20 protein-coding genes are annotated in these 16,764 nt (G+C 49.1%); all 20 read left to right on the top strand.

Translation table 11 applies throughout. The features are described from left to right. Positions 1–5 precede the first annotated feature (5 nt). The 20 genes from RF007C_RS11225 (at position 6) to rplX (ending at position 16,757) form a co-directional block, all read left to right on the top strand. Positions 6–1,502, top strand: coding sequence for a hypothetical protein (locus RF007C_RS11225; RefSeq protein WP_051456642.1), 1,497 nt, complete (start codon positions 6–8; stop codon positions 1,500–1,502). Then, on the top strand, positions 1,499–2,128 hold the full coding sequence (locus RF007C_RS11220; protein WP_037299868.1) for a Yip1 family protein: 630 nt from the start codon (positions 1,499–1,501) through the stop codon (positions 2,126–2,128). The genes RF007C_RS11225 and RF007C_RS11220 overlap by 4 nt, the downstream gene beginning before the upstream one ends. A 12-nt stretch (positions 2,129–2,140) precedes the next feature. Beyond that, positions 2,141–4,933, top strand: coding sequence for a DUF5696 domain-containing protein (locus RF007C_RS11215; protein WP_037299866.1), 2,793 nt, complete (start codon positions 2,141–2,143; stop codon positions 4,931–4,933). Positions 4,934–4,949: 16 nt separating this feature from the next. After that, on the top strand, positions 4,950–5,891 hold the full coding sequence (locus tag RF007C_RS11210) for a carbohydrate ABC transporter permease (RefSeq protein WP_037299864.1): 942 nt from the start codon (positions 4,950–4,952) through the stop codon (positions 5,889–5,891). A gap of 11 nt (positions 5,892–5,902) precedes the next feature. Continuing rightward, positions 5,903–6,925, top strand: a complete 1,023-nt coding sequence (locus RF007C_RS11205) for a carbohydrate ABC transporter permease (protein ID WP_051456641.1) — start codon at positions 5,903–5,905, stop codon at positions 6,923–6,925. A 96-nt stretch (positions 6,926–7,021) separates the two neighbouring features. Next, on the top strand, positions 7,022–8,836 hold the full coding sequence (locus RF007C_RS16605) for a glycerophosphodiester phosphodiesterase family protein (RefSeq protein WP_051456640.1): 1,815 nt from the start codon (positions 7,022–7,024) through the stop codon (positions 8,834–8,836). A gap of 99 nt (positions 8,837–8,935) precedes the next feature. Continuing rightward, a complete protein-coding gene (locus tag RF007C_RS11195) occupies positions 8,936–10,252 on the top strand; it encodes an acyltransferase (protein WP_037299861.1) in 1,317 nt (438 codons plus the stop codon). Positions 10,253–10,724: 472 nt separating this feature from the next. Further along, complete coding sequence (gene rpsJ / locus RF007C_RS11190; RefSeq protein ID WP_019680098.1) at positions 10,725–11,039, top strand: 30S ribosomal protein S10; 315 nt, start codon at positions 10,725–10,727, stop codon at positions 11,037–11,039. A 110-nt stretch (positions 11,040–11,149) separates the two neighbouring features. Then, positions 11,150–11,782, top strand: coding sequence for a 50S ribosomal protein L3 (gene rplC / locus RF007C_RS11185; protein WP_019680099.1), 633 nt, complete (start codon positions 11,150–11,152; stop codon positions 11,780–11,782). A 17-nt stretch (positions 11,783–11,799) separates the two neighbouring features. Beyond that, positions 11,800–12,423, top strand: coding sequence for a 50S ribosomal protein L4 (rplD, locus tag RF007C_RS11180; RefSeq protein WP_019680100.1), 624 nt, complete (start codon positions 11,800–11,802; stop codon positions 12,421–12,423). Next, positions 12,423–12,716, top strand: coding sequence for a 50S ribosomal protein L23 (gene rplW, locus RF007C_RS11175; RefSeq protein WP_019680101.1), 294 nt, complete (start codon positions 12,423–12,425; stop codon positions 12,714–12,716). Before rplD ends, rplW begins: the two co-directional genes overlap by 1 nt. A gap of 69 nt (positions 12,717–12,785) precedes the next feature. Then, positions 12,786–13,619 (top strand): 50S ribosomal protein L2, encoded by an 834-nt coding sequence (gene rplB, locus RF007C_RS11170; RefSeq protein ID WP_019680102.1) that lies wholly within the window; start codon positions 12,786–12,788, stop codon positions 13,617–13,619. A 22-nt stretch (positions 13,620–13,641) separates the two neighbouring features. Then, positions 13,642–13,926 (top strand): 30S ribosomal protein S19, encoded by a 285-nt coding sequence (gene rpsS / locus RF007C_RS11165; protein WP_019680103.1) that lies wholly within the window; start codon positions 13,642–13,644, stop codon positions 13,924–13,926. A 20-nt stretch (positions 13,927–13,946) separates the two neighbouring features. Continuing rightward, complete coding sequence (gene rplV / locus RF007C_RS11160; protein ID WP_019680104.1) at positions 13,947–14,282, top strand: 50S ribosomal protein L22; 336 nt, start codon at positions 13,947–13,949, stop codon at positions 14,280–14,282. A gap of 19 nt (positions 14,283–14,301) precedes the next feature. Next, complete coding sequence (rpsC, locus tag RF007C_RS11155; protein ID WP_019680105.1) at positions 14,302–15,084, top strand: 30S ribosomal protein S3; 783 nt, start codon at positions 14,302–14,304, stop codon at positions 15,082–15,084. Further along, positions 15,084–15,509, top strand: a complete 426-nt coding sequence (gene rplP, locus RF007C_RS11150; RefSeq protein ID WP_019680106.1) for a 50S ribosomal protein L16 — start codon at positions 15,084–15,086, stop codon at positions 15,507–15,509. Before rpsC ends, rplP begins: the two co-directional genes overlap by 1 nt. After that, on the top strand, positions 15,509–15,709 hold the full coding sequence (gene rpmC, locus RF007C_RS11145; RefSeq protein ID WP_019680107.1) for a 50S ribosomal protein L29: 201 nt from the start codon (positions 15,509–15,511) through the stop codon (positions 15,707–15,709). The genes rplP and rpmC overlap by 1 nt, the downstream gene beginning before the upstream one ends. 19 nt (positions 15,710–15,728) lie before the next feature. Then, positions 15,729–15,989: a 30S ribosomal protein S17 gene (gene rpsQ / locus RF007C_RS11140; RefSeq protein WP_019680108.1), complete on the top strand. Its 261-nt coding sequence runs from the start codon at positions 15,729–15,731 to the stop codon at positions 15,987–15,989. A 39-nt stretch (positions 15,990–16,028) separates the two neighbouring features. Continuing rightward, entirely contained in the window at positions 16,029–16,397 is a 369-nt protein-coding gene (gene rplN / locus RF007C_RS11135; RefSeq protein ID WP_009984984.1) for a 50S ribosomal protein L14, read from the top strand. An 18-nt stretch (positions 16,398–16,415) separates the two neighbouring features. Next, entirely contained in the window at positions 16,416–16,757 is a 342-nt protein-coding gene (rplX, locus tag RF007C_RS11130) for a 50S ribosomal protein L24 (RefSeq protein WP_019680109.1), read from the top strand. Positions 16,758–16,764 lie beyond the last annotated feature (7 nt).

Below are 16,764 nucleotides of genomic sequence, written 5' to 3'. Positions count from 1 at the left end.
GGCAAGTGCATAGATTTTTTAAAAGGGCTGCAGTCGCTGTACTTGCCGCACTTGCAGCCTCGGTGTGCTCCCTGGGAGCTTCGGCTTCGGGAGAGCCCTATGAGAGCTATAACTATGACCGCTGGGGCGACGCTGTCCCCTCACAGGCAGGCTATACCGCGGAACGTGCGGTATCGGGCTACGATCTGGGAGTGGGAGCTCTCAGCGATCCTCAGGATCTGTTCTTTGACAGCGATAATGTGCTGTATATCGCCGATACGGGCAACAACAGGATAATCGCCGCAGACAGTGAGCTGAGGGAGACTGTCCATGTATACGACAGCTTCACTATGCCCGATGGCTCGGAAACAAGGCTGAATAAACCCATGGGCATCTTTGTATCCGCTGTGAACGGCAATATCTACATTGCCGACAGCGATAATTCCCGTGTGCTCATTTCCGACAAGGACGGCAATGTTCAGGGGGAGATCACCAAGCCCCAATCAGAGGTCTACGACCAGAGGCGTACCTTCCTGCCTCAGAAAGTCATCGCCGACAAGGCGGGAAATGTGTATGTGGTGCTGGGTAATATAACCACAGGTGCTGCCATGTTCGCTCCCGACGGCAGCTTCAGCGGCTTTTACGGTGCGAACCGTGTGGAGCCTACGGCTGCGATAATCGGGAATTATATCAGGAGCATATTCATGTCCGACGAGAAAAAGACTCACAGGACAAGAACAGTCCCCACAGGTATTACAGGCTTTGATATTGATAGAGATTTCATCTTTACCTGCACAGCTTCGGGCACTCAGACTACCGATACGGTCAAAAAGCTCAATGCGGCAGGAAAGAACATATTCGCCGACCTGGAGCTGTCCTTCGGGGATAATACTCCCATGTACGCCACCACAAAGAACAAGATAATGGCGCCTTCCATAGTGGATATAGATGTATCCACGGACGGCTGTATAAACTGTCTCGACTTCACCACGGGCAGAGTCTTTCAGTATGATGAGGACTGCAACCTGCTGTTTATCACCGGCACCCTTGCCAAGCAGACAGGAGGCTTTGATCATGTGGCGGCGGTGGAGTCACTGGGCAGCGATCTCTATGTTCTGGACTCAATGAAGGATACGATCACCGTATTCAGGGAGACCTCCTTCGGAAAGATCGTCCATGAGGCGGCGGCTCTCCATAATTCGGGATATTACGAGGAAGCCCTCGGTCCGTGGCAGGAGGTCCTGAGACGGGACGGCAACTACAACAGAGCCTATGAGGGCGTGGCTGCCGCTCTTCTTCGCAAGGGCGACTACAAGGGCGCTATGAAGTATGCAAAGCTTGCGGACGCAGGCAAAATATACAACAAGGCCTTCGAGGGAAGGCGAAGAGAGTTCCTGAAGGAACATTTTACAGCCATTGCCGCTGTGCTTGCGCTGATGGTAGCCGCTTTGTTCGCAGGAGGCAGATACAGAAAAAAGCACGGCAGCAGATCTGACGTGAAAGGAAAGGAGGAGCAGCCATGATGGATCTCACACAGAAGCAGTGGGTGAAGCACGCAGTCATGCACCCTGTCGAGGGCTTTGAGGATATGCGCTGGAAGAAGTCGGGTTCCCTTAAAATAGCCCTGTTCATCATATTGCTGCTCTTTTTCGGAGAGATAGCCTACGGCAGGCTGTACGGCTTTCAGTTTTATATCTCCTATGACAAGAACTTCAATATAATCCCGTATATCGTCAGGAGCTTTGTGCTCTTCGGTGTGTGGACGCTGGGCAACTGGGCTGTGTGTACCCTCCTTGACGGTGAGGGCACTCTGAAGAATATCTGTATTTACAGCGCCTATGCCCTTATACCCTATACGGTGCAGCTGTACCTGAACGTTATACTGTCGCATCTGCTCATACGGGACGAGATGGTCTTTATGGATATTATAAAGATAGCGGGGGTGTGCTGGACGGCGATGCTGCTGTTCTCGGCGGTAAAGTCCGTGCATCAGTATTCCTTCGGCAAGACGGTATTTGCTATAATACTGACGGTAGCGGCAATGTTCGTGATGCTGTTCCTGCTGGTGCTCTTCCTTTCACTGATACAGCAGGTGATAATATTCATATCCACCCTTTATACAGAGCTCTCCTATCGGGCGAGAGTCTGAGAGGCGGTGCGTATGAGCAGAAGTATAAAACAGCTCCTGCTGTGCCTTGCAGCGGCTGCGGCTATGACTGTATCGGGTACCGTCTATGCAGAGGATACCACGGAGAATACTGCCGCTGATACCGCGGCGGAGGAGGAAAAGCCCGCCGAAAAGGCAAAGCGGACGGAAACAAAGGAGAAAGCGGAGCTCTCGGCAGAGGACGCTGAGAAATATCTGGATAAGATAGGCTCTGCCGACGGCTTTGACGTTTATCACAAGGATAAGGACTTCGACGATGCACTCTGGGAGAAGGCAGGCGGCAAGCCCGAAAACAAAAAGGACTATACCGAGGAGCAGCAGCTCCTTGCGGATAAGATCACCTCGCTGAAAAAGCTGGGGGAGCTTGTGATCATAGATAAGAAAACAGGAAATGCCGCGGCGTCCTTCAAAAGCGGCAGCAAATGCAGCGACGGGAAGTTCTGGCTCAGTGAAGCGGGCAGATTTTTCATTGTCACCGACGAAAAGGCTTCAAAGGTGGTAAGGCTGCGTCAGATAATATCGTCTCTGGACAGCAGCTGCGCCTTCCTTTCGGAGGACAGAAGGACGCTGGAGCTTCTGGACAGGGATATGAAAGGCAACGGCGAGGTGTTCCGCTTCGGGGGCACCGAGGACGGCAGGCGTGTATACAAGTCCGACAAGGGCTTTGCCTGGGTGACTGAGGATAAAAAGCATTTCCTCGGTGCCTTCAGATATGGTGCGGAAAATGATGAGCTCCGCATGATAATCGACGACAGGAGCGCCGTCTTCGGCATAGAAGTCAGAAAAACAGGCTATATCTGGTGGTCGTCCCCTCTGGAGGCTTCGCAGGACAGAGCTGCCACGGGACTGCTGGCAGAGGAACTGCGCTCCTCGAATATGCTCAGATACGGCGTACCTCTGAGCCGTTCGGGCAACAATGTGCTGCGCTCGGGCAGCGATAGCGACTGTAAATTCACGGTGAGCGACATAAAAGACGGCATAAGGATAGTTTACGATTATAACGGAGCAGGCTTCAGTGTGCCTGTGGAGTATACCCTTGAGGGTGATCATCTCAGGGCTGCTGTGAAGGTATCTGAGATAAAGGAGACAAAATCCTCCAATGTGGCCACGGAAATGACCGTTCTGGGCAGCTTCGGTGCGGCTTCGGACAAGGAAGAGGGATATTTCGTCGTTCCCGACGGCTGTGGTGCGCTGATACGCTTCAACAACAACCGCTCCTTCCAGAACAATATCTATCAGCAGAGAGTTTACGGCGGAGACGTCACGGCTGTCCCCCAGACCAGAGGAGCTGTCACGGAGCAGATATATCTGCCTGTATACGGCATCGTCAAGGAGGACAACGCTCTGCTGGCTGTGGCTGCAAAGGGCGATTCCAACGCCTATCTTACCGCCAATGTGTCAAAGCAGTCCAACAGCAGCTATAACATATGCAATTTCACCTTTGTGCTCCGCGGCACCGACAGCTTCTATATGTCGGGCAGCAGCAACGAGAGATATACGGTATTCGAGAGCGGCGGCATAAAGTCCGACGATATTGAGATGCTCTATTACCCTATCTCTGAGAAGGGGGCGGATTACGCGGATATTGCCGCAAGATACCGTCAGTACCTCCTGGAGGAGCAGGGTGTGAGGATAAGGAGCAGGGCGGATGATGTCGCAGTGTATCTCAGGCTTTACGGCGGAGTTATGAAGAAAAAGCCCATACTCGGCATACCCGTTGCACAGAAGACTTCCGTTACGGGCTACGGTCAGGCGGCTGATATTATCAGCAGTCTGAGCAACGGCGGAGTTGACAATATGGTGGTATCCTATAAGAACTGGACCGACGACGGTATCAGGAACAAAGTGGATACCGACGCAAAGCCTTCGGGGAGACTGGGAGGCAAAAAGGACTTCGGAAGGCTCACCGGCCTCATGGAGGAAAAGGGCTTCAGCTTCTATCCCGTGTCAGACAACAGGGATTTCTGCTCGGGTAACGGCTACTATTCCTTTACGGATACGGCTGTGAGGATCTCGGGCTCCTATTCAAGGATAATGAGCTACGACAGAGCCTACGGCATACCCAACGGGTTCAGGAAGAATATGTCTCTGCTGTCACCGAGGTATTTCGGCAGGGCCTTCGGCGATATAGAGAAGAATTACAGCAAAAAGGGGCTGAAGGGAGTATCCCTTTCCAGTCTGACCACTTCGCTGTACGGAGATTACGGCAAAAAGAGCATTTCACGCGCAAAGGCCGAGACTATGCTTGAGGAGGGCTTCTCGAAGCTTGACGGCAGTCTCGGGGAGGGCATACTTGCAGAGGGCGCCAATGCCTACGCTCTGCCCTATGTGAGCCGCATATCGGACGTTCCCGTGAGCTCCAGCCGTTTTGACCTTTTTGATGAGGATATACCCTTTTATCAGATGGTACTCCACGGTGTTATACCCTATTCCGCGGAGGCTGTCAACAGCAGCCCCGATCCCGAAAAGCTGGCGCTTCTGGCAGCTGCTTCGGGAAGCTGCATAAGCTTTGACATGATCTGTGAGGACGCTGACGTACTGAAGGACACGGAGTTCGATGGCCTGTACTATGCAAATCACAGGTACTGGACCGAAACGGCGGCCAAGGAATACAGCCTGCTGGAGCCGATGCTGGCATCGGTGTCGGACAGCTTCATTACAGATTATACCAGAGACGGGAATACCATAACCACGGTCTATTCCAACGGCACGGAGACCGTGACCGATCTCGATGAGTGTACAGTCAGCTGGCAGGGCGGAGTAATCGATCTTAACGGAATTTCATAGGAAGGAGGAGAGTTCTATGAGCGGAAAAGCAGGAGCTCCTGCTGAGAAAAAGGAAAAAAAGCACCGCCTTATTTCGTATGAAAGGCGGAAATCGCTGTATGGCTACGGCTTTATAAGCCTGTGGCTGGTGGGGACTGTAATATTCTTCCTTATACCTCTCGGCAAGTCATTGTGGTACTCCTTCTGCGATGTTTCGGTTGAGCCCGGAGCCCTCCGTACAAAATATATAGGCATGAAAAACTATTTCAGCGTACTCAGTGAGGATCCGTACTATACGGACTATCTGCTGGATACTCTCCTGGAAACTCTGTGGAAGACCCCGCTGATACTTATTTTTTCACTGTTTATCGCTGTCATACTCAATCAGAAGTTCAGGGGAAGAGCTCTTGCGAGAGCAGTATTCTTCCTGCCCGTTATCATAGCTACGGGACCGGTATACAGGATAATCAGCGGCGATATGGAGTCTACGGGCAATTCGGGAGCAGAGCAGTTCTCGACTATGTTCTCCACAAATATGGTAGGGGATCTGTTGAGCTTCCTCGGCGTATACGAAATAAGCCAGAGCATGACCGAATTCATAATCGCTGTTGCGGACAATATCTTCGGCATAGTGTGGAGCTCGGGAATACAGATACTTCTGTTTCTGGCGGCATTGCAGAACATCCCCTCCTCCGCAAGGGAAGCGGCTCAGCTGGAGGGCGCCACTGCATGGGAATACTTCTGGAAGATAACCTTCCCGTATGTTACTCCGTTCATTCTGGCAAATCTCATATTCACGGTGATAGATTCCTTTACAAATCCCATGAACAGTGTCATGAACCGTATCGTGGCAATGAAGAACCAGTGGGAATTCGGCGGCGCTTCTGCCATGGCATGGGTGTATTTCCTTATAGTTCTGGCAGCTGTCGGCATAATATCGGCAATAGTAAATAAGTTCATTTACTATGAGAATGACTGAGGAGGTGCGTTATGGCTGAAAATATCAATGCACCTGCGCCTGTGCAGGAGAAAAAGCACCCCGGCAGCAGGGAGGCAAAGCGCATACGCAGAGAGTCCATGTCAGCGGAGGAGAGGAGCTATCTCCGCCGCAAGGCTGTAAAGGACAGGATATGGCCTTTTTTCAGAACTGTCATTCTCCTGGGACTGGGCTTTGTCATAATGTATCCTCTTATATATATGGTAAGCTGTGCCTTCAGGGAGCGGAGCGATATGAGCGATCCCACCGTAATGTGGATACCCCGTCACTATACTCTTGACGTCATACGCGAGACCATGGACGCTATGGACTTCCGCAGGACACTGTTCAATACACTGGTACTGAATGTGGGCTGCTCTCTGGTGCAGGTCATCTCCTGTGCGGTGACGGGCTACGGCTTTGCAAGATTCAGATTCAAAGGCAAGAAGATATTCTTTGCAATAGTTATCATGATGATACTGGTGCCGACACAGGTAATATCCCTGCCGCTGTATACCCAGTTCAGGTATTTCGGAATAAAGGGACTGTTCTCGGTGAACCTCATTGACAGCAGGCTGACCATGTACCTGCCTGCCCTTACTGCCAACGGCATACGCGCGGGACTTATGATACTCATATTCAGACAGTTCTTCAAGGGACTCCCCCGTGAGATAGAGGACGCGGCATACATCGACGGCTGCGGTCCCTTCAGGACCTTTGTGAGAGTCATGGCGCCCAATGCGGCCCCGGCCTTCCTTACGGTGTTCCTGTTCTCGGTGGTATGGTACTGGAACGACTACTATGTGAGCAATACCTTCTTTACGAACACAAAGACAATGGCACTGATGCTCACGAACCTTGACAACGAGTTGAAAATACGTCTTTTCAACGATCCGACAGTACAGATAAGTCCCAGGGAGCAGATCGTCTGGAAGGAGGCGGGCTGTCTGCTTTCCATAGCTCCCATACTTCTCATGTATGTATTCCTCCAGAAATATTTTACCGAGGGAATAGAGCGTTCGGGCCTTGTGGGATAAAAATGATCCGCTTTTCATGTGAAAGGCGGATTTTTTATTGACATCGGAGCCCGTTGGAAGTATAATAGAAATATATCTGTTTTTCGGAGTAAAGTGATGAAGAAATATTTCAGATCTACGGGAGTTTTTCTGAGGGCGGCTCCCCATTTCCTTGCTTTTGAACTTGTTTTCAAGCTCCTGCTGCTGGCCATAGGCACTCCGGTGCTGGCTCTTATGCTGAAGCTGACTATGAAGTTCTCGGGCATAAATTATCTAAACGATGAGAATCTGCTCGTTTATCTCAAACATCCCTCAACCATTATTGTCATTATAATGATGCTGTTCTGCTATGCGCTGTTCTCCTTTGTGGAGCTTTCTGCACTGGCGGCCTGCTTTTCGTGCTACGAAAAAGGGAAACGCATATTTATCGGCGGAATGTTCCGCACGGGTGTGCAGACCTTCAGAAAGGCCTTCAAGGGCACGGGAATACTGAGCTTTCTGGCTTATATGGCTCTTATGCCTCTGGCACAGTTCTCGCTGTCCTCAGGTATGTTCATGGCTCCGCTTATGCCTGTGCTGAGGAGGATATTCTACTCGGTGAACGCGGGTATGGCTGTTGCTGCCTATATCCTCATACAGCTGCTGTTCATAATACTGATGATCGGCGGAAGCTACAGTATCCACTATCTGCTGCTCACAAAGAATTCATTCCGCGAAAGTGTGAAGAAGAGCAGGGAAAAGATCGGCGGTCATCGCTTCAGAATGATCATCTCACTTTTCCTGTGGACTCTGGCGGTAGTTCTGATAATAGGCCTTGCGACCTTCGGACTCAGCTTCCTGATAATATTCATTATCAAGGGCTTTTCGGCTCCGAGAGCGGCCTTCGGTGCGGCTCTTAAAGTGCTGAAATACGCCTGGAGCGTATTTACTGCCATATCTGCCTTTTTCTCGGCTCCTGCGGTAATGTGGTGGCTGACGGAGAAGTTCCTGAAGGATAACGAGAAAGAAGAACTGGTACTGCCCGACAGGAATGAGAACAAGATCGGCAGGAAACGCGGTGCCGTCATCGTATGCTGTCTGACAGCTGCGGCACTGGTGATGAACATATCCTACCTGAAGGCGCTCAGCCGCGGCAATATCAGCCTGAACGTGGGCGTTATAAGCCGTACACAGGTAACGGCTCACAGAGGCTTTTCAAAGGTCGCTCCAGAGAATACCATGCCTGCCTTCAAGGCTGCTATGGACAGCGGTGCGGATTATATAGAGCTTGATGTGCAGCTTACAAAGGACGATCAGCTGGTGGTCTTCCACGATGACAAGCTGGACAGGACTACGGACGGAAAAGGTCTGCTCAGCAGGTATACCTACGAGGAGCTGCAGCAGTTTTCGGCGGGCTCGTGGTTCAGCAAGGACGGCGAGTTCGATGACGTAAGGATACCTCTGTTCAGAGAGGTTCTTGATCTTGTGGGTAAGGACATAATGCTGAACATAGAGATAAAGCGTTCGGGAGATCCCAAGCATACCGCTGAAAAGGTGGTAGAGCTGATAGAGGAGTATGGCATAGTCAATTCCTGCTATGTGACATCCTTCTCTTATCCTGCGCTGAAAAAGGTCAAGCAGCTCAATCCCAGGATAAAGACCGCTTTCATAGCAAATCTTGCAACTGCAACGTCTTATGCGCAGCTCCCGTATATCGACGGAGTCAGCATGAATTACCTCTTCGTCAATCAGAGCGTTGTCAATTCAGCCCACCATAACGGAAAGCGTATTTTCGTCTGGACTGTCAACCGTCAGAGCGAGATGCAGAAGATGATGGCGCTGGGCGTTGACAATATCATCACGGATCGTCCCGACAGCGCTCAGGAAGTGGTCAATTCCAAGAAGGTAGGCGACACTGTCCTGACTGTGCTGAAATATATTTTCGGAAGCTGAGAGTTCCGGAGACTTCATTCGTCAAATAAATGTGTGATATGTGCGGACATTCAAGTCGGGACATAAAATTATATTAATAAAAACCAAGGAGGTACAGTAATGAGTAAGTCTGTAAGTTCTGCTGAAACTGCCGAGAAGGCGGAAAAGCAGATAAAGAATACAGGTGAAAAGACTGTAAATAAAGCAAAAAGTACGGCGGCGAAGTCTGCTGCCAAGACCGGTACAAAGAAAAAAGGTGCAGCCGACAGCAAGGCTCCTGCGGCGGAAGCAGTTCCCGCAAAGCCGTATTTCGCAGGTATAGACATTGTAAAGATACTTGCGGTATTCTTAGTAATCTGTATCCACTTCTTCCTTTACAACGGCTTCTACTATACGCCCCTGACAAATACCTCGGCATACGGTCCCATCGCTTTCAGATGGATAGCTTATACCTGCGTGCCGCTGTTCATGATCTCAACGGGCTACCTTATGAAGAACAAGACCTTCAGCGGAAGCTACTATAAGGGTCTTATAAAGATCATAGTGATATATCTCATCATCAGTGTGATATGCCTGAAATTCAAGCAGAATATACTCCATTACAATCTCACCGGCTGGGATATTTTCAAGGGCTTCCTTGAGTACAACAACGCACAGTACGGCTGGTACATCAGCTACTATATCAGCATATTCCTTATAATACCATTCCTTAATCTTGCGTTCAACGGCTGCAAGAGCACAAAGGAGAAGCTCATACTGGTGCTTACAGTTACAGCCCTGACTATATTTGCAAGAAGCCTGGTCCTCGGATTCAACAGGGATACTCAGGCCAAGCTGTTACCTGATTACGCAAATCTTGGTTTCCCTCTGGCTTATTACTTCACAGGTGCTTTCATACGCGATTGTCCGCCTAAGAGAAATGTAAAGAACAAGCTCATAGTTTTTGCGCTGATGTGTCTGTCCATCTGGTTCATTACATACAGCACATACAAGCAAACCGTAGCAGACGAGGTGAACGATCATCACTTCGTTTCATGGCACTTCAACGACTACGGAACATATCCCGTATATATCATTGCTACCTGCATATTCCTGCTTCTCTTTGATATAACTACGACCAACAAGGGCGTGAAGTTCGTGCTCCGTCAGCTCTCGGGAGTTACTCTCGGCACATACCTCATTTCATATTGCTTTGACAATACGTTCTATAACTCGTGGCAGAAGTCGCCTGATTCGGTGCGCTATATAGGCTTCAACGAGAAGTACCTTGAGGTGGGTGACCGCCTTGCACACTGGTATGAGGCGATCCCGAGGATATTCATCCTCTCGCTGATCAGCGGTATAATCATACATAAGGTGTACGACCTCGGCGCTTTCCTTGTAAAACAGGGCGTGGAGGCTGTAAAGGCCGAAAAAGCCGCTACCAAAGAAGAATAACAATGCTGTTCCCGGGGATCTGTAAAGGTTCCCGGGAGGCTGTTTTATGCAGATGAACATATATAGTAAAAACATAATTATAGTTCATCAAAAATTTACAAATACAATTTCTGCAAATTGTTGATTTATCCCTATATATGTGGTATAATGGTTTACGTTGAGTGCGCTGGTATGCGCACTGACTGCAGAAGATATGCGTTGAAACGGAAGGTTGCTGTCGGTATGACAGGTAATTTCCGTGGAGTATGTCCGATTTTAAACCGGGCGAATGGGATATCGAACACAGTTTGTGGTTATTCTTCACGCAGCTTGCGTATGCGTGGATTATGCTCTTTTTGTGCTCATATTTTGTTAAGACGGCTCGGAAAACATCGGTTTTTCGAGTTTTTTTATCAGATGAGGCATGAAACACACGGAAACGTGTGATATTCCAATCTGCGTCCCCGTAATTAATTCCAAGGAGGCGAAAATAATGGCAGTCAACGAAAAGATCAGATTCAAGATCAAGGGCTACGATCACGCTACTGTTGATATTGCAGCAGCTAAGATCGTTGAGGCAGCTAAGAGAAGTGGTGCAAGAGTTTCGGGACCTATCCCGCTCCCCACAGATAAGGAAGTTGTTACTATCCTTCGTGCTGTACACAAGTATAAGGACAGCCGTGAGCAGTTCGAGATGAGAACTCACAAGAGACTCGTAGACGTTATCCGTCCTACAGAGAAGACAACAGCTGCTCTTGACAAGCTTGAGATCCCCGCAGGCGTAGACGTTGTTATGGAGGTTAAGTAATTAACCGATATTACGCTTGGAACTACCGCAAGGGAAGCGGAATGACGGTGATCCGTCGGTCATGTTGATGTGTAAATCATCAACCAATAACCTAACAGGAGGAAATGAAAATGCAGAAAGGCATTATCGGTAAGAAGATCGGTATGACTCAGATCTTCGACGAGACAGGAAAAGTTGTTCCTGTAACAGTAGTAGAAGCCGGCCCCTGCGTCGTTGTACAGAAGAAAACTGTTGAGAACGACGGCTATGCAGCACTTCAGCTGGGCTACGGCGACGTAAAGGTACAGAGAGTTAACAAGCCTATGAAGGGTCACTTCGATAAGGCTGACGTAGCTTGCAAGAAGGAACTCAAGGAGTTCAGACTTGACGACTGCGACGCTCTTAACGTAGGCGACATCATAAAGGCTGATACATTTGCTGTTGGCGACGCTATCGACGTTGTCGGCACCAGCAAGGGTAAGGGATTCGCAGGTGCTATCAAGCGCCACAATCAGCACAGACTCAAGGAAACTCACGGTACAGGCCCTGTTCACAGACAGGCTGGTTCAATGGGTGCTTGCTCATCCCCTTCAAGAATCTACAAGGGCAAGGGCATGGCAGGTCACATGGGTGCTGAGCAGGTAACGGTTCAGAATCTCGAAATCGTTAAAATAGACACTGAGAACAATCTCATCGCTATCAAGGGCGCTATCCCCGGTCCTAAGGGCGGTATCGTTTATATCGTTGACAGCGTAAAGGCTTAAGGAAGGAGGAAGCGTAAATGTCTACAATTTCAGTTTTTGATATGACAGGTAAGCAGGTTTCCGAGACAGAGCTCAACGATGCAGTTTTCGGAATCACTCCCAACGAAGGTGTTATGCACGCTGCAGTTGTTAATTACCTTGCAAACCAGAGACAGGGTACACAGTCCACACTTACAAGAACAGAAGTAAGCGGCGGCGGAAGAAAGCCCTGGAGACAGAAGGGTACAGGCCATGCAAGACAGGGTTCGACCCGTGCTCCTCAGTGGGTACACGGAGGAATCGCTCTCGGCCCCAAGCCCAGAGATTACAGCTATTCCCTTAACAAGAAGGTAAAGAGACTCGCAATGAAGTCTGCGCTTTCTGCTAAGGTTCTCGATAACAACATGATCGTTCTTGACGCTCTCACACTTGAGGACTACAAGACAAAGACAGTTGTTGAAATGCTCAAGGCTCTCGGCGTTGAGGGCAAGGCTCTCATCGTAACAGCAGAGACTGATGCAAAGGTTGTAAAGAGCGCAGCTAACATCCCCGGTGTTAAGACTGCTGCTGTAAATACACTTAATGTATACGACATACTCAACTATGACAAGTTCATCGTTGTTAAGAATGCCGTTGGAAAGATCGAGGAGGTGTACGCATAATGAAAGCAGCTCAGGACATTATTCTGAAGCCCGTTATCACCGAAAAGTCAATGGATGAGCTCCAGAACGGAAAGTACACCTTTAAGGTTGCTAAGGACGCTAACAAGTCTGAGATAAAGAAGGCTGTTGAGCAGCTCTTCGGCGTAGAGGTTGCTAAGGTAAACACAATGAACTGCAACGGCCGTCAGAAGAGAGTCGGCAGATTTGCCGGCAAGACACCTGACTGGAAGAAGGCTATCATCACTCTTACAGAGGATTCCAAGTCAATCGAGTTCTTCGAGGGCATGGTCTGATCCGCTAACACAAGTCAGAAAGTATGGGAGTAATGCTCCCGCGAAAACGCATTAAAGGAGAAAGTTAAAATGGCTATTAAAACATATAAGCCTACGACACCTTCGAGACGTCAGATGACTGTAACTGACTACTCGGTTCTGTCAAAGGTTGAGCCGGAGAAGAGCCTTCTCGAACCCATGAAGAAGAAGTCGGGAAGAAACAGCTACGGCCGTATAACAGTTCGCCACAGAGGCGGCGGTAACAGAAGAAAGTACCGTGTAATCGACTTCAAGAGAGACAAGGACGATATGATCGCAGTTGTACAGACTCTTGAGTACGATCCTAACAGAAGCGCATTCATCGCTCTCGTACAGTACGAGGACGGCGAGAAGAGATACATCCTCGCTCCCAACGGCCTCAAGGTAGGCGACAAGATCGAGTCCGGCGCAGAGGCTGACATCAAGCCCGGCAACGCACTCAAGCTCGCAGACATTCCCGTTGGTACATTCATCCACGCTATCGAGCTTTATCCCGGCAAGGGCGCTCAGCTCGTAAGAAGCGCAGGCAACCAGGCTCAGCTCATGGGTAAGGAAGACAATTATGCACTTATCAGACTTCCTTCCGGCGAAATGAGAAAGGTTCCGATCGGATGCAAGGCTGCTATCGGTCAGGTTTCCAATATCGATCACGAGAATGTAAACTATGGTAAGGCAGGCCGTGTAAGAAACATGGGCTGGAGACCTACAGTACGTGGTTCTGTTATGAACCCCTGCGATCACCCTCACGGTGGTGGTGAAGGTAAGTCACCTGTCGGCCGTCCCGGACCTGTAACTCCTTGGGGCAAGCCTGCTCTTGGTTACAAGACTCGTAAGAAGCATCACAGAACAGATAAGTTCATCGTAAAGCGCCGCAACGGCAAGTAATCTGAAAGGAGGAACTGATTAAATGAGCAGAAGCGTTAAAAAGGGACCTTATGTCCAGGAAGTTCTCCTGAAGAGGGTCGTTGCAATGAATGAAGCAGGTGAGAAGAAGGTCCTCAAGACATGGAGCCGTTCTTCAACAATATTCCCTGATTTCGTAGGTCACACATTTGCTGTACATGACGGTCGCAAGCACGTGCCGGTATATGTTACAGAGGATATGGTAGGTCACAAGCTCGGAGAGTTTGCTCCTACAAGAACTTACAAGGGCCACGCAGGCTCAAAGACATCAAACAACGGTAAGAAATAAGCGGAAGGAGGAGTTCACAGATGGAAGCAAGAGCTTATTTAAGAAATGCTCGTATATCACCCAGAAAGGTGCAGATCGTTCTGGATCTTATCAGAAACAAGCCTGTTGATCTCGCTTTAGCCACTTTAGATCTTACTCCTAAGGCTGCAAGCCCTATCGTTGCAAAGCTTGTTAAGTCCGCTCAGGCAAACGCTGAAAACAACTTCAGCATGGATAAGGATAACCTCGTAGTATCCGAGTGCTTCGTAACACCCGGACCTATCATGAAGAGAATCATGCCGAGAGCACAGGGCAGAGCATATAGAATTTTAAAGAGAACATCACATATCACAGTTGTTCTCAAGGAAAAAGAATAATCCCAAGGAGGTTTGAATAATGGGCCAGAAAGTTAATCCACACGGTCTTCGTGTCGGCGTAATTAAGGATTGGGATTCTCGTTGGTATGCAAACAAGTCCGATTTCGGCAACACACTCGTAGAGGACTACAACGTTCGTAACTTCATCAAGAAGAGCCTGTACGCTGCAGGCGTTCCGAGAATCGAGATCGAGCGTTTTGCTGATAAGGTAAGAATTCATATCCACTGCGCAAAGCCCGGTATCGTTATCGGAAGAGGCGGCGCAGAGATCGAGAAGCTCAGAGCACAGCTCGAGAAGATGATGAACAAGCAGGTTTTCATCAATATAATTGAAGTAAAGCAGCCCGATATCGACAGCCAGCTCGTTGCTGAGAAGATCGCTCTCGACCTCGAGAACAGAGTATCATTCAGAAGAGCTATGAAGCAGTCTATCGGCAGAACAATGCGTCTTGGCGCAAAGGGTATAAAGGTTAAGGTATCAGGCAGACTTGCAGGTGCCGAGATCGCAAGAAGCGAGAGCTACCACGAGGGTACAATTCCGCTTCAGACAATCCGTGCTGATATCGATTACGGTTTCGCTGAGGCTGATACAACATACGGCAAGCTTGGCGTAAAGGTATGGATCTACAAGGGCGAAGTTCTCAAGGGCGATGCTGCAAAGGCTGCTGCTCAGAGAGAAAAGAACGAGCGCAAGGCAACAGATCAGAAGAAGTTCGACAAGCGCCGCAATGAGCGAGCTAAGGATAATCGCAGAGATTTCAACAAGACTCGTTCAATGAAAAGAGAAGGAGGTAATCAGTAATGCTTCTTCCAAAGAGAGTTAAGTACCGCAGAGTCCACAGAGGACGTCTGAAGGGTAAGGCATACAGAGGAAATAAGGTAACTTACGGTGATTACGGTCTTCAGGCACTCGAGCCCGCATGGATCACATCCAACCAGATCGAGTCTGCCCGTATCGCTATGACACGTTACATCAAGAGAGGCGGTCAGGTATGGATCAAGATATTCCCTGACAAGCCTATCACAGAAAAGCCCGCTGAAACACGAATGGGTTCAGGTAAGGGCTCACCCGAGTACTGGGTAGCAGTAGTAAAGCCCGGCAGAGTTCTCTTTGAGATCAAGGGCGTAGCTGAGGAAACTGCAAGAGAAGCTATGCGTCTGGCTATGCACAAGCTTCCTATCAAGTGTAAGTTCGTAACAAAAGCAGAGCAGGAGGTTGAGCAGTAATGAAGGCATCGGAAATCAGAGAAATGTCAGTTGATGAGCTCAACGAGAAGCTCGCCAGCCTCAAGGAGGAGCTCTTCGCTCTTCGCTTCCAGCTGGCAATCAATCAGCTTGATAATACAGCTCGTCTCAAGGCTGTAAAGAAGGATATTGCACGCATCAAGACATCTCTGCGTGAGGCAGAGCTTGCTGCACAGCAGTAAGAAAGGGAGGATTTAGCTAATGTCTACTGAGAGAAACCTTAGAAAAACAAGAGTAGGTAAGGTTGTAAGCGATAAGATGGATAAAACCGTCGTAGTTGCTATCGTTGATAACGTTAAACACCCGCTTTATAAGAAGATCATCAAGCGTACCGTTAAGCTTAAGGCTCACGATGAAAACAATGAGTGCAGAATCGGTGACCGCGTTGAGGTTATGGAAACACGTCCGCTTTCCAAGGACAAGAGATGGCGTGTAACAAATATCATTGAAAAGGCTAAGTAATTTTGATAGAAGCTTAAAGCTTGAAAGGAGGAACTCGCTGTGATACAGATGCAGACTTATCTTAAAGTCGCTGATAACACAGGCGCTAAGGAGCTTATGTGTATCAGAGTTCTGGGAGGTACACGCAGAAGATATGCAAATATCGGCGATGTAGTAGTTGCTTCAGTTAAGAAAGCAACACCCGGAGGCGTTGTAAAGAAGGGCGATGTTGTAAAGGCAGTTATCGTTCGTTCAGCAAAGGGTCTCAGAAGAGAGGACGGTACTTACATCCGCTTTGATGAGAACGCTGCTGTAATTATTAAGGAAGACAAGAACCCCAAGGGTACCCGTATTTTCGGACCTGTTGCTAAGGAGCTCCGTGAAAAGGAGTACACAAAGATCCTCAGCCTCGCCCCTGAAGTTCTTTAATGGAGGTGTCATTCGATTATGAATAATTTACATGTTAAAACCGGTGACACTGTAATCCTTCTCACCGGCAAGTATGAGGACAAGTTCGACAGCAAGGGCGACAGAAAGACCGGCAAGGTCGTAGAAGTAAGCCCCAAGGAGAACAAGGTCATCGTTGAGGGAATCAACATGATCACAAAGCACGTAAAGCCTACAAGAATGGGCGAAAAGGGCGGCATCATCAAGACAGAGGCTCCCGTTTACGCCTGCAAGGTACAGCTTGTATGCCCCAAGTGCGGCAAGCCCACAAGAGTAGGTCACGTTATTGAGGACGGCAAGAAGCTCCGCGTTTGCAAGAAGTGCGGAAAGTCTTTTGAATAATAGTAAA

It is taken from the genome of Ruminococcus flavefaciens 007c (assembly GCF_000571935.1).
In the GTDB taxonomy this organism is placed as follows: domain Bacteria; phylum Bacillota; class Clostridia; order Oscillospirales; family Ruminococcaceae; genus Ruminococcus; species Ruminococcus flavefaciens_F.
The sequence above is the reverse complement of the archived record's forward strand: the minus strand, read 5'-3'. Positions and strand labels throughout refer to the sequence as shown.

Excerpts from the sequence above, each read along its gene's own strand:
- rplP (WP_019680106.1), top strand. The coding sequence starts at position 15,084 with ATGCTTCTTCCAAAGAGAGTTAAGTACCGCAGAGTCCACAGAGGACGT.
- rplD (WP_019680100.1), top strand. The coding sequence starts at position 11,800 with ATGTCTACAATTTCAGTTTTTGATATGACAGGTAAGCAGGTTTCCGAG.
- RF007C_RS11205 (WP_051456641.1), top strand. The coding sequence starts at position 5,903 with ATGGCTGAAAATATCAATGCACCTGCGCCTGTGCAGGAGAAAAAGCAC.
- RF007C_RS16605 (WP_051456640.1), top strand. The coding sequence starts at position 7,022 with ATGAAGAAATATTTCAGATCTACGGGAGTTTTTCTGAGGGCGGCTCCC.
- RF007C_RS11220 (WP_037299868.1), top strand. The coding sequence starts at position 1,499 with ATGATGGATCTCACACAGAAGCAGTGGGTGAAGCACGCAGTCATGCAC.
- rplX (WP_019680109.1), top strand. The coding sequence starts at position 16,416 with ATGAATAATTTACATGTTAAAACCGGTGACACTGTAATCCTTCTCACC.
- rpsQ (WP_019680108.1), top strand. The coding sequence starts at position 15,729 with ATGTCTACTGAGAGAAACCTTAGAAAAACAAGAGTAGGTAAGGTTGTA.
- RF007C_RS11215 (WP_037299866.1), top strand. The coding sequence starts at position 2,141 with ATGAGCAGAAGTATAAAACAGCTCCTGCTGTGCCTTGCAGCGGCTGCG.
- rpmC (WP_019680107.1), top strand. The coding sequence starts at position 15,509 with ATGAAGGCATCGGAAATCAGAGAAATGTCAGTTGATGAGCTCAACGAG.
- rplB (WP_019680102.1), top strand. The coding sequence starts at position 12,786 with ATGGCTATTAAAACATATAAGCCTACGACACCTTCGAGACGTCAGATG.
- RF007C_RS11210 (WP_037299864.1), top strand. The coding sequence starts at position 4,950 with ATGAGCGGAAAAGCAGGAGCTCCTGCTGAGAAAAAGGAAAAAAAGCAC.
- rplV (WP_019680104.1), top strand. The coding sequence starts at position 13,947 with ATGGAAGCAAGAGCTTATTTAAGAAATGCTCGTATATCACCCAGAAAG.
- rplW (WP_019680101.1), top strand. The coding sequence starts at position 12,423 with ATGAAAGCAGCTCAGGACATTATTCTGAAGCCCGTTATCACCGAAAAG.
- RF007C_RS11195 (WP_037299861.1), top strand. The coding sequence starts at position 8,936 with ATGAGTAAGTCTGTAAGTTCTGCTGAAACTGCCGAGAAGGCGGAAAAG.
- rpsC (WP_019680105.1), top strand. The coding sequence starts at position 14,302 with ATGGGCCAGAAAGTTAATCCACACGGTCTTCGTGTCGGCGTAATTAAG.
- rpsJ (WP_019680098.1), top strand. The coding sequence starts at position 10,725 with ATGGCAGTCAACGAAAAGATCAGATTCAAGATCAAGGGCTACGATCAC.
- rplC (WP_019680099.1), top strand. The coding sequence starts at position 11,150 with ATGCAGAAAGGCATTATCGGTAAGAAGATCGGTATGACTCAGATCTTC.
- rpsS (WP_019680103.1), top strand. The coding sequence starts at position 13,642 with ATGAGCAGAAGCGTTAAAAAGGGACCTTATGTCCAGGAAGTTCTCCTG.